The organism is Kitasatospora sp. CB02891 (assembly GCF_002803145.1).
In the GTDB taxonomy this organism is placed as follows: domain Bacteria; phylum Actinomycetota; class Actinomycetes; order Streptomycetales; family Streptomycetaceae; genus Kitasatospora; species Kitasatospora griseola.
On record NZ_NNBO01000003.1, the window covers coordinates 114,123 to 125,879 of the forward strand.

General features: G+C 71.6%; 10 protein-coding genes. 6 read left to right on the top strand and 4 right to left on the bottom strand.

Annotated elements, in window-relative coordinates; all coding sequences use genetic code 11:
• Positions 1-33 precede the first annotated feature (33 nt).
• Positions 34-1,770: an ABC transporter ATP-binding protein gene (locus CG736_RS09325; protein WP_100585716.1), complete on the bottom strand. Its 1,737-nt coding sequence runs from the start codon at positions 1,768-1,770 to the stop codon at positions 34-36.
• A gap of 275 nt (positions 1,771-2,045) precedes the next feature.
• On the opposite strand from CG736_RS09325, the gene CG736_RS09330 reads away from it, so the two are divergent.
• The 4 genes from CG736_RS09330 to CG736_RS09345 all read left to right on the top strand — a co-directional run bounded on the left by CG736_RS09330 (position 2,046) and on the right by CG736_RS09345 (position 6,720).
• The gene (locus CG736_RS09330) at positions 2,046-3,947 is read left to right on the top strand and encodes a long-chain fatty acid--CoA ligase (protein WP_100585717.1); all 1,902 of its coding nucleotides are present in this window, start codon (positions 2,046-2,048) and stop codon (positions 3,945-3,947) included.
• 59 nt (positions 3,948-4,006) lie between these two features.
• Positions 4,007-5,236 (top strand): radical SAM family heme chaperone HemW, encoded by a 1,230-nt coding sequence (gene hemW, locus CG736_RS09335; protein ID WP_100585718.1) that lies wholly within the window; start codon positions 4,007-4,009, stop codon positions 5,234-5,236.
• A gap of 168 nt (positions 5,237-5,404) precedes the next feature.
• Positions 5,405-6,058: an RNA polymerase sigma factor gene (locus tag CG736_RS09340; protein WP_100585719.1), complete on the top strand. Its 654-nt coding sequence runs from the start codon at positions 5,405-5,407 to the stop codon at positions 6,056-6,058.
• Positions 6,055-6,720, top strand: coding sequence for a hypothetical protein (locus CG736_RS09345; RefSeq protein ID WP_100585720.1), 666 nt, complete (start codon positions 6,055-6,057; stop codon positions 6,718-6,720). Before CG736_RS09340 ends, CG736_RS09345 begins: the two co-directional genes overlap by 4 nt.
• Before the next feature lie 7 nt (positions 6,721-6,727).
• Here CG736_RS09345 and CG736_RS09350 read toward each other — a convergent pair whose 3' ends face one another.
• From CG736_RS09350 to htpX, 3 genes are all read right to left on the bottom strand, one after another.
• Positions 6,728-7,561 carry a DUF3097 domain-containing protein gene (locus CG736_RS09350; RefSeq protein ID WP_100585721.1) on the bottom strand — a complete coding sequence of 278 codons (834 nt, stop codon included), beginning with the start codon at positions 7,559-7,561 and terminating at the stop codon, positions 6,728-6,730.
• Positions 7,562-7,627: 66 nt separating this feature from the next.
• The gene (locus CG736_RS09355; RefSeq protein WP_043913931.1) at positions 7,628-8,215 is read right to left on the bottom strand and encodes a hypothetical protein; all 588 of its coding nucleotides are present in this window, start codon (positions 8,213-8,215) and stop codon (positions 7,628-7,630) included.
• Between the two features lie 34 nt (positions 8,216-8,249).
• Complete coding sequence (gene htpX / locus CG736_RS09360) at positions 8,250-9,173, bottom strand: zinc metalloprotease HtpX (protein WP_100585722.1); 924 nt, start codon at positions 9,171-9,173, stop codon at positions 8,250-8,252.
• A 271-nt stretch (positions 9,174-9,444) separates the two neighbouring features.
• Here htpX and hrcA point away from each other — a divergent pair, with 271 nt between their 5' ends.
• Together hrcA and dnaJ are read left to right on the top strand one after the other, a co-directional pair.
• Positions 9,445-10,518 carry a heat-inducible transcriptional repressor HrcA gene (gene hrcA / locus CG736_RS09365; RefSeq protein ID WP_043913928.1) on the top strand — a complete coding sequence of 358 codons (1,074 nt, stop codon included), beginning with the start codon at positions 9,445-9,447 and terminating at the stop codon, positions 10,516-10,518.
• Between the two features lie 69 nt (positions 10,519-10,587).
• Positions 10,588-11,727 carry a molecular chaperone DnaJ gene (gene dnaJ, locus CG736_RS09370; RefSeq protein ID WP_100585723.1) on the top strand — a complete coding sequence of 380 codons (1,140 nt, stop codon included), beginning with the start codon at positions 10,588-10,590 and terminating at the stop codon, positions 11,725-11,727.
• The last annotated feature ends 30 nt before the right edge of the window (positions 11,728-11,757 follow it).

An 11,757-nucleotide genomic window follows, 5' to 3' on the forward strand; every position in this document is an offset into this window, starting at 1 on the left:
CGGGGTCGGTCACGTCGGGGCTGTCGGGGGTGGTCACGCCGCCGCCTCCTGCTCGGTGAGCTGGGAGAGCACGATCTCCCGGTACGTCGGGTTGTCGGCCATCAGCTCCTGGTGGGTACCGGTGCCGACGACGGCGCCCTCGTCGAGGACGATGATCCGGTCGGCGTCGCGGATGGTGGAGACGCGCTGGGCGACGATCACCACGGTGGCGTCCCCGGTCTCGCCCGCGAGCGCGGCGCGCAGTCGGGCGTCGGTGGCGTAGTCGAGGGCCGAGAAGGAGTCGTCGAACAGGTAGATCTCGGGCTGGCGGACCAGGGCCCGGGCGATCGCCAGGCGCTGGCGCTGGCCGCCGGAGACGTTGGTGCCGCCCTGCGCGATCGGGGCGTCCAGGCCCTCGGGGAACTTCTCGACGAAGTCCTTGGCCTGGGCGATCTCCAGGGCGTGCCAGAGTTCCTCGTCGGTGGCCTCGGGCTTGCCGTAGCGCAGGTTGGAGGCGACGGTGCCGGAGAACAGGTAGGGCTTCTGCGGGACGAGGCCGATGACCTCGGAGAGCTTCTGCGGGTCGATTTCCCGGACGTTCACGCCGTTGACCAGCACCTCGCCGCCGGTGGCGTCGAAGAGCCGGGGGACGAGGCCGAGCAGGGTGGTCTTGCCGGAGCCGGTGGAGCCGATGACGGCGGTGGTCTCGCCGGGCCGGGCGGTCAGGTCGATGCCGCGCAGCACGGGCACCTCGGCGCCGGGGTAGCGGAAGTCGACGTCGCGCAGCTCCAGCGTTCCGTGGGTGCGCAGTTCGGTGACAGGGGAGAGCGGCGGGACGACGCTGGAGGAGGTGTTCAGGACCTCCTGGATGCGCTCGGCGCAGACCTCGGCGCGCGGCACCATCATGAACATGAAGGTGGCCATCATGACGCTCATCAGAATCTGCATCAGATAGGAGAGGAAAGCGGTGAGCGCACCGATCTGCATGCCGCCGCTGTCGATGCGGTGCGCGCCGAACCAGAACACGGCGACGCTGGAGATGTTCACCACGCCCATGACAATCGGGAACATCAGCGACATCAGTCGGCCGACGCGCAGCGAGTAGTCGGCGAGTTCGCCGTTGGCGCCGGTGAAGCGCTGCTTCTCGTGGTCGTCCTTGACGAAGGCGCGGATGACCCGGATGCCGGTGATCTGCTCGCGCATGATCCGGTTGACCGAGTCGATGCGGGTCTGCATGCCGCGGAACTGCGGCCGCATCTTGCCGACCAGCACGGTGACGACGGCGCCCAGCGCGGGCACCACGGCCAGCAGCAGGCCGGACAGCGGCACGTCCTGGTTCAGCGCCATGACGATGCCGCCGACGCACATGATCGGCGCGGCGACCATCAGCGTGAAGGTCATCATCGCCAGCATCTGGACCTGCTGGACGTCGTTGGTGGTGCGGGTGATCAGCGAGGGCGCACCGAACTGGTTGAGCTCGCGGGCGGAGAACTCCTGCACCCGGGAGAACACCCCGGCGCGCAGGTCGCGTCCGACGGCCATGGCGGTGCGGGCGCCGTAGTAGACCGCGCCGATCGAGCAGACGGCCTGGGCGAGCGAGACGCCGACCATCACGCCGCCGACCCGCAGGATGTAGCCGGTGTCGCCCTTGAGGACGCCGCTGTCGATGATGTCGGCGTTCAGTGTCGGCAGGTACAGCATGCCGATGGTGGAGACCAGCTGGAGGAGCACCAGCACTGTCACGTCGCGGGAGTAGGGGCCGAGGTGGGCCCGTAGAAGTCTGAAAAGCACCGTGCCACTCTCGTCTGCGAGGGGGACGCACGCATCCCAAATTCGGGTACCTGTGAAAAAGCTTCACCCGTGGACCGGGCCTGTACTTCGGGTGTCCACTCTGCCTGCACTGCCGCCCCGTGAGTGTGCCAGCTCACGTAACCCCCTTACGGAACGGCTTTTCACCCCCTAGGCTGCTGATTGCCCTCTTGTTACTCACCGGTTAAGTCGGTTGCCGGCCGCCCCCACGGCCGTCGCTCACCCACTCTCGGTCCACCCGCCCCCGGAGGTCCTCGTTGAGTTCCGCGCAGTCCATGATCGAGCGGCGTCCGCCCTCTGTGGCGCATCTTCTGCTCAGCAGGGTAAAGGCCACCCCGAACGGTGAGGCCTACCGGTACCCGGTCCCGGTGGACGAGCAGGCTGCGGACAGTGCGCCGGGCGCGGAGCAGTGGCGGTCGCTGACCTGGGCCCAGGCCGGCGAGCGGATCCGCGCGGTCGCGGCGGGCCTGATGGCGCTGGGCATCCGGGCCGAGGACCGGGTCGCGATCGCGTCCGCCACCCGGATCGAGTGGATCATCGCCGACCTGGGCAACATGTGCGCCGGCGCGGCCACCACCACGGTCTACCCGAGCACCAACGCCGACGAGACGGCGTTCATCCTGGCCAACTCCGGCAGCCGCGCGCTGTTCGCCGAGAACGCGAGCCAGCTGCGCAAGGCCGTCGAGCAGAAGGCCGAGCTGCCCGCGCTGGAGTACGTGATCCTGTTCGACGCGGCGGGCGAGGACGCGCCGTCGGCCGACGGCCTGACCGTGCTGACGCTGGCCGAGCTGGAGCAGCGCGGCGCCGCGTACCTGGGCGAGAACCCGGACGCCGTCGACAAGGCGATCGACTCGCTCGACAAGGAGCAGCTGGCCACCCTGATCTACACCTCCGGCACCACCGGCCGTCCCAAGGGCGTGCGCCTGGTGCACGACTGCTGGTCGTACGAGGGCGTCGCGCAGGAGGCGAGCGGGCTGCTGCGCTCCGACGACGTGCACTTCATGTGGCTGCCGCTGTCGCACGTGTTCGGCAAGACGTTGATCTCCGGCCAGATCGCCACCGGCCACGTGATGGCGGTGGACGGCCGGGTGGACCGGATCATCCACAACCTGCCGGTGATCCGTCCGACCCTGATGGCGTCCGCGCCGCGGATCTTCGAGAAGGTCTACAACGGCATCGCCGGCAAGGCCCGGGCCGAGGGCGGCGTCAAGTACAAGATCTTCATGTGGGCGGCGCAGGTGGCCCGCGACTACGCGCAGACCATCCAGGCCAACATGGTCGCGCACGGCCACGAGAGCGCCCCGCTGGGCCTGCGGCTGAAGCACGCGCTGGCCGACAAGCTGGTGTACACCAAGATCCGGGCGGCGTTCGGCGGCCGGCTGCGCGGCGCGGTGTCCGGCAGCGCGGCGCTCGCCCCGGAGATCGGCTACTTCTTCAAGGGCGCGGGCGTCCCGGTGCTGGAGGGCTACGGCCTGACCGAGACCTCGGCCGGTTCCACCGTGAACCGGGCGGAGGACTTCCGGGTCGGCACCGTCGGCATCCCGCTGCCCGGCACCGAGGTGCGGATCGCCGAGGACGGCGAGATCCTGCTGCGCGGCCCGGGCGTCATGCGCGGCTACCACGAGCTGCCCGAGCAGACCGCGGAGGTGCTGGAGCCGGACGGCTGGTTCCACACCGGAGACGTCGGCGAGCTCGGCGCGGGCGGCTACCTGCGGATCACCGACCGCAAGAAGGACATGTTCAAGACCTCCGGCGGCAAGTACGTCGCGCCGAGCGAGGTCGAGGGCAAGTTCAAGGCGATCTGCCCGTTCGTCAGCAACATCCTGGTGATCGGCAACGGCCGCAACTACTGCACCGCGCTGATCGGCCTGGACGAGCCGGTGATCATGCCGTGGGCCGCCGAGCACGGCATGGCCGGGAAGTCGTACGCCGAGGTGGTGGCGGACCCGGCCACCGTGGAGCTGATCGACGGCTACGTGAAGCGCCTCAACGGCGAGCTGCAGCGCTGGCAGACGATCAAGAAGTTCACCCTGCTCCCGCGCGACCTGGACATCGAGCACGGCGAACTCACCCCCAGCCTGAAGATCAAGCGCCCGGTGGTGGAGAAGACCTACGCCGACCGGGTGACCGCGATGTACGCGGGTGCCAACGAGGCCTGAGCACCCACGGTTCCGGTACGGCCTTCGGACTTTCGCGGGCCGTACCGGACAATGGGCACATGCCCTCCGCACTCCCCGACGGCGAACCGGTGCCGTCCGACGGCTCGCTGCCCGCCCACGCCCTGGACGGACTCGGCGCCCGGCCGTTCGGTTTCTACCTCCACGTGCCGTACTGCGCCAGCCGCTGCGGCTACTGCGACTTCAACACCTACACCGCCACCGAACTGCGGTCCTCGGGCACGGTCGCCTCGCAGGACACCTACGCGGACAACGTGATCGCCGAGATCCGCCTCGCCCGCCGGGTGCTGGGCGACACGGACCTGCCGGTGCAGACGGTGTTCCTCGGCGGTGGCACCCCCACCCTGCTGCCCGCCCGCGACCTGGTGCGGATGCTGGCCGCGCTGCGCGAGGAGTTCGGCCTGGCCGAGGGCGCGGAGGTCACCACCGAGGCCAACCCGGAGTCGGTGGACCCGGCCTACCTGGCCGAACTGCGCGAGGGCGGCTACAACCGGATCTCCTTCGGCATGCAGAGCGCCCGCCCGCACGTGCTCAAGATCCTGGACCGCCACCACACCCCGGGCCGCCCGGAGGCGTGCGTCGCCGAGGCCCGCGCGGCCGGCTTCGAGCACGTCAACCTGGACCTGATCTACGGCACCCCCGGCGAGTCCGACCAGGACTGGCAGGCCTCGCTGGACGCCGCGATCGGCGCCCGCCCCGACCACGTCTCCGCGTACTCGCTGATCGTCGAGGACGGCACCCGGCTGGCCGCCCGGGTCCGGCGCGGCGAGCTGCCGATGATCGACGACGACGTGCACGCCGACCGCTACCTGATGGCCGAGCAGGCGCTCGCCGCCGCCGGGTACTCCTGGTACGAGGTCTCCAACTGGGCCACCACGCCGGAGGGCCGCTGCCGCCACAACGAGCTGTACTGGACGGGCGCCGACTGGTGGGGCGCCGGCCCGGGCGCGCACAGCCACATCGGCGGGGTCCGCTGGTGGAACGCCAAGCACCCGGCCGCGTACGCGCAGGCGCTCGCCGAGGGCCGCACGCCCGCGCTCGGCCGCGAGGTGCTGGCCGGCGAGGACCGCCGGGTCGAGCGGATCCTGCTGGAGCTGCGGCTGATCGAGGGCTGCCCGCTCGACCTGCTCACCGACACCGGCCGCAAGGCCGCCGACCGGGCCCTCGCCGACGGCCTGCTGGAGCCCGGCCCGTACGCCCTCGGCCGGGCCGCGCTGACCCTGCGCGGGCGGCTGCTGGCCGACGCGGTGGTGCGCGACCTGGTCGACTGAGCCGGGCCGCCGGTCGGGACGGAACGCGGGTCGGGGAGGGGACGGGACGAGCCGGTCGGGCGTCAACGTGGCGACCGGCGGACCGGACCGGCGTGAAACGCTCCGCGGGGCTGCGGCCAAGTACTCGGTGAAGGGACCCACCGGGTTCCCCCGACCGAGGAGGGACGCATGCGCATCCGTGAGCACCCTCGCCACGAGGCGCGCCCCGAGGACCGTCCACCGGAGCTGACCACTCCGGACGGCTTCGGCGTGTTCTACCGCCAACACGTCAACGCCATACTCGACTTCGTCACCCGCCGGGTCAGCGATCCGCACCTGGCGGCCGACCTCACCGCGGACATCTTCGTCGCCGCGCTGGAGGCCGCCGGCAGTTACCGGCCCGAGCGCGGCACCGCGATCGGCTGGCTGTACGGCATCGCCCGGTACGTCATCGCGGGGCACCGGCGCGGCGACCACCGCGAGCGCCGGGCGATCGGCCGGCTGTCCGGCCGCCGGCTGCTCGACGAGGAGGACATCCTCGCCCTGGAGGAGCGGATCGACGCCCAGCGCGCCGTCCGCGACCTCGCGCAGCGGCACGCGGGCCTCAGCGCCCCGCTGCGGGAGGTCCTCGACCTGGTCGTCATGGACGGTCTGAGCACCGCCGAGACCGCGCAGGTGCTGGGCATCTCGCAGGCCACCGTCCGGGTGCGCATGCACCGGGCCCGCCGCCGGCTGGGCGCCGAACGGCAGCCCGCCCGCAAGGACCTGCCCCGTCCCGGCACCGCCCTGCTGATGCCCCGCCGGAGCACCCCCGCCGACCCGATGATCGAGGTGTCCCCGTGAACAGCACCCGCCGCACGCCGTCCACCAGCAACTTCGAGCAGAAGCTCGGCGAGGAACTGCTCGCCCTCGCCGCCGAACGCGGCGCCGCCACGTCTCCCGCCGGGCGCCCGAGCGTGCTGCGCCGCCGCCCGCTGACGGCCGCCGTCGCGGTCGGTGCGGCGGCCGTCGTCACCGCGCTGGTGCTGCCCGCGGTGCTGGGCGTCGAGCACGGCGGGAACGCCGCGTACGCCGTCACCCAGGAGTCCGACGGCACCATCGCGCTGCAGCTGCGCGATCCGGCGGCGCTGTCCGACATGGTCGCCACCCTGCAGCGGTACGGCGTGCGGGCAGCCGGCCTGGAGGAGGCCAGGACGCCCGAGGAGTGCACACTGCCGGAGCCGAACGGCACCCGCGCCCAGCCCGACCGGGTGCGGCCCGGCGACGGCCCGGGCATGGTGCGGATCGACCCCAAGCTCGTCCCGCCCGGGTCGACGGTGCTGCTGACGGCGGGCCGGACCCGGATCGGCGGCGGGGTGGTGACCACCTTCCGCGCCGTCGTGGTGGAGGCCGTGCCCGCCTGCGTGCCCGCGCCGCGGATCTTCGCGCGGAACACCGCCGACCCGTCCGCCCCGCCGAACGCGACCCCGACCCCGACCGTCCTGCCGTCCGCGACGTCGTCCTGAGCGGCCGTCAGGCGCTGCCGGGCTGAGTGACGAAGTCGATCAGCTCCTCGACCCGGCCGAGCAGTTCGGGTTCCAGGTCCTTCCAGCCGTCGACCGAGGCGAGGATCCGCTTCCAGGCGGCGGGGGTGTCCACCGGCCAGCCGAGACGGCGGCAGACGCCCTCCTTCCACACCTCGCCGCGCGGCACCTCGGGCCACGCCGCGAAGCCGAGGCCGGCCGGTTTGACGGCCTGCCAGACGTCGACGTACGGGTGGCCGACGACCAGCACGTGGTCGCCGGTCACCCGGCCGGCGATCCGGTGCTCCTTGGTGCCCGGCAGCAGGTGGTCGACCAGCACCCCCAGCCGGCGGCCCGGACCCGGGGCGAACTCGGCGACGATCGCGGGCAGGTCGTCCACGCCCTCCAGGTACTCGACCACCACGCCCTCGATCCGCAGGTCGTCGCCCCAGACCCGCTCGACCAGTTCGGCGTCGTGGCGGCCCTCAACGTAGATCCGCGACTCGCGGGCCACCCGGGCGCGCGCACCCGGCACCGCGACCGACCCGGACGCCGTCCGCCCCGGCCCGCGCTGCGCAGCCGGACCGGTCGGCCGGACCAGCGTCACCACCCGCCCCTCCAGCAGGAACCCGCGCGGCACCAGCGGAAACACCCGGTGCTTGCCGAACCGGTCCTCCAGGGTGACGGTGAACCCCTCCGCGGTCCGCTCGCACCGCACCACCGCCCCGCAGAACCCGGTCGCGGCCTCCTCCACCACCAGATCCCGCTCCGCCGCCACTTCCGGCGCGGGCTGCTGCCGCTTCCACGGCGGGGTCAGATCCGGCCCGTACTCCCTGCTGCGCATGCCCCGCAGTCTACGAAACCGCCCCCGACGACCCGTCAGCCGCTGTGCGGCGCCGCCACCGGGTGCTCAGTCGTCCAGGCCCGGGGCGCCCCAGACCGGGAACCAGCGGGAGAGGTCGGGCTCGATGCGGAGGTCGTTGCGGAGGAGGTTGGAGATCTCGATCTCCAGGGGGTTGTTCCGCTTCTCCTGGCCGGGGAGCTTGCACAGGGGGTAGAAGGTGCCGCGCTTGTAGAGGTAGACCAGGCCCAGGGAGCGGCCCTCGGGGTCGCGGAAGGCGACGATCGAGCAGAGCAGTTGGGGGCCGAAGCCGTTGGCCTCCAGTTCGCTGTTGACCGCGTGGAGGTCGTTGACCAGGTCGGGGAGCTCCTCGGGGGTGTGCCGGGCGAGCAGCCAGGAGTACCCGTAGTCGTCGCGGGAGGCTTCGACGGGGGTGCCGCCGCGTTCGGTGTCGGCGTCGAGGAGGGCCCGCACCTGCTTCTGGACCTCGGCGAACGCGCCGCCCTCGACGGCCGCGAAGCAGACCGACCCGAGGCCGGTGGGGAGGAATCCGGTGGCGGCCTGCAGGGTGAGCGCGGCCGACGGGATGCCGAACAGCTGGTCGAGGTCGGGCTTCACCGGCTTGCTGCGGCCGAACAGGGCGTCCAGGAATCCCACGCGGAGTGCTCCTTGCTTCAGGGGTGGGGCGGGGTCACTGCCCGAGTTCGGCGGAGATCTTCGACAGCTGGGTGAGGCGCTGCTCCAGCGAGGGGTGGGTGGAGAACAGCTGCGCGGCGGTCTCCTTGGCGCTCAGCGCGGGCGCGAAGTAGAAGGCGTTGTAGGGCTGGGCCTTGCGCAGGTCCTCGGTGGGGATGGCGGCGATCTGCCCGGTGACCTTGGTCAGGGCGGAGGCCAGTGCGCTGGGCCGTCCGGTCAGCTGGGCGGCGGCCCGGTCGGCCGCGAGTTCGCGGTAGCGGGACAGCAGCCGGGTGAGCAGGAAGCTGATCGCGTAGACCACCATCGAGGCCAGCGGGACGATGATCATCGCGATGGCGGCGTTGGAGTCGTTGCTGTTCCGGTTGCCGCCGCCCATCATTCCGCCGTACAGCGCGATCCGGGTCATCGCGCCGGCCAGCACGCCGAGGAAGCCGGCGATCGTCATCACCGCCACGTCCCGGTGCGCGACGTGCGAGAGCTCGTGCGCGAGGACGCCCTCCAGCTCCTCCGGTTCCAGTCGGCGCAGCAGGCCGGTGGTCACGCAGATCACCGCGTTCTGCGGGTTGCGGCCGGTGGCGAAGGCGTTCGGCATGTCGTTGTGGGCGACCGCGACCCGCGGTTTGGGCATGTCGGCGAGCGCGCACAGCCGGTCCACCGCGCCGTGCAGCTGCGGGAACTCCTCGGGGCTGACCTGGTGGGCGCCCATGGCCCGTTCGGTGATCTTGTCGGAGAACCAGAACTGCGCGACGAACAGGCCGCCGGAGATCAGCACCACCAGCGGCCAGGCGCCGCGCAGCAGCACGATCAGCAGCCCGGTGAAGCCGACGTAGAGCAGGCCGATCAAGAACATGGTGGTGACCATCCGACCGGTCAGGCCGCGGTCGGGGGTGAACCGGGAGTGCTGCCGTGACGCCGACATCGCTGCTCCTCCTTCGCCTCTTCGCCTTCGATGCTGCCACCGGCAGGCCCCGCGGGCACCATCCGAAACGATGGGAATCCGATGGGAATGCGGCCGGGGCGGCCTCCGGGCGTCGGCCGGTCCGGTATTCGGTCGAGGATCACGTCGGCGGACCGTTCCTGCCATCAGGCCCGGGCCGTACACTGGCAGATACGGTTCTGGCACTCTGCCCAGTTGAGTGCCAGAGTGGATCGACCACCGGTACAACGGACGACGACGGAGGTGCGCACCGATGCCGGACGACGGCAAGCCCGACGGCCGCCTGATCGACACGCGTTCGTCCGTGCGCCCGCTGGACGAGCGCCGGCTCGCCGTGCTGCGCGCGATCGTCCAGGACTACGTGGGCACCGAGGAGCCGGTCGGCTCCAAGGCCCTGGTGGAGCGCCACAACCTGGGCGTGTCACCGGCCACGGTGCGCAACGACATGGCCGCGCTGGAGGAGGACGGGTTCATCCACCAGCCGCACACCAGTGCGGGGCGGATCCCGACCGACAAGGGCTACCGGCTGTTCGTCGACCGCCTCGCCGAGGTGAAGCCGATGACGGCTCCGGAGCGCCGGGCGATCCGGCACTTCCTGGAGGGCGCGGTCGACCTGGACGACGTGGTGGCCCGTACGGTGCGGCTGCTCGCGCAGCTGACCCGGCAGGTCGCGGTGGTCCAGTACCCGTCGCTGACCCGTTCCACGGTGCGGCACATCGAACTGGTGTCGCTCACCCCGACCAAGCTGATGCTGGTGCTGATCACCAACACCGGCCGGGTCGAGCAGCGGATGGTGGACTGCCCCGGTCCGGTCGGCGAGAGCCTGCTGGCCGAGCTGCGGGCCAGGCTCAACGGCACGGCGGGCGGCTGTCGGCTGCCCGAGGTGCCGACCCTGCTGGAGGACCTGCCGGCCGGTTTCGAACCGGCCGACCGGCCCTCGGTCAGCACCGTGCTGACCGTCCTTTTCGAAACGCTCGCCGAGCAGAACGAGGAACGGATCATGCTGGCGGGCACCGCCAACCTGACTCGTTTCGGCCACGACTTCCCGCTGTCCATCCGTCCGGTGCTGGAGGCACTGGAGGAGCAGGTGGTGCTGCTGCGCCTGCTGGGTGAGACCGGGGACTCCGCGATGACGGTCCGGATCGGCCACGAGAACGCCTACGAGGGCCTGAATTCCACGTCGGTGGTCTCCGTCGGTTACGGTTCGGGCGACCAGAGCGTGGCAAAGCTGGGAGTGATCGGTCCGACCCGGATGGATTACCCGGGCACAATGGGGGCGGTGCGAGCGGTGGCACGGTACGTCGGCCAGATCCTGGCCGAGTCATAGCAAGGCTGCGTGAATCCCTCACGCAGCCGTCGCAAGCACTTCTAGAGGCGGAACAAACCGGAGCATTTGGTGGCCACGGACTACTACGCGGTACTCGGCGTCCGACGCGACGCGGGGCAGGACGAGATCAAGAAGGCGTTCCGACGCCTCGCCCGTGAACTGCACCCGGACGTCAACCCGGACCCGAAGACGCAGGAGCGGTTCAAGGAGATCAACGCCGCCTACGAGGTGCTCTCCGATCCGCAGAAGCGTCAGGTCTACGACCTGGGCGGCGACCCGCTGTCGCCCAACGGCGGCGGCGCGGGCGGTTTCGGCGCCGGTGCGGCCGGGTTCGGCTTCTCGGACATCATGGACGCCTTCTTCGGCGCCGCGACCGGCCAGCGCGGCCCGCGTTCGCGGACCCGCCGAGGCCAGGACGCGATGATCCGACTGGAGATCACCCTGGAGGAGGCCGCGTTCGGCACCACCAAGGAACTCCAGGTCGACACCGCCGTCACCTGCACCACCTGCAGCGGAGAGGGCGCCGCGCCCGGCACCTCCGCGCAGACCTGTGACATGTGCCGCGGCAAGGGCGAGGTCTCCCAGGTCACCCGGTCCTTCCTGGGCCAGGTCATGACCTCCCGCCCCTGCCCGCAGTGCCAGGGCTTCGGCACCGTCGTCCCGACCCCGTGCCCGGAGTGCGCGGGCGACGGCCGGGTCCGGGCCCGCCGCACCCTCACGGTGAAGATCCCCGCCGGTGTCGACAACGGCACCCGGATCCAGCTGGCCGGCGAGGGCGAGGTCGGCCCCGGCGGCGGCCCGGCCGGCGACCTGTACGTGGAGATCGCCGAGACCAGCCACGCCGTCTTCCAGCGCCGGGGCGACGACCTGCACTGCACGGTCACCATCCCGATGACGGCCGCGGCGCTCGGCACCCAGGTGCCGCTGCAGACCCTGGACGGCCTGGAGGAGGTCGACATCCGGCCCGGCACCCAGTCCGGCCAGTCGATCCCGCTGCACGGCCGCGGCATCACGCATCTGCGCGGCGGCGGCCGGGGCGACCTGATAGTGCATGTCGAGGTGCAGACGCCCACCAAGCTCGACCCGGAGCAGGAGGAGCTGCTGCGGCGGCTCGCCGTGATCCGCGGCGAGGAGCGTCCGTCCGGCCAGTTCGCCCCTGGCCAGCAGGGCCTGTTCTCCCGGCTGAAGGACGCCTTCAACGGCCGGTGAGACCTGTTCCTTCCGGGCCGGGAGTGGTGC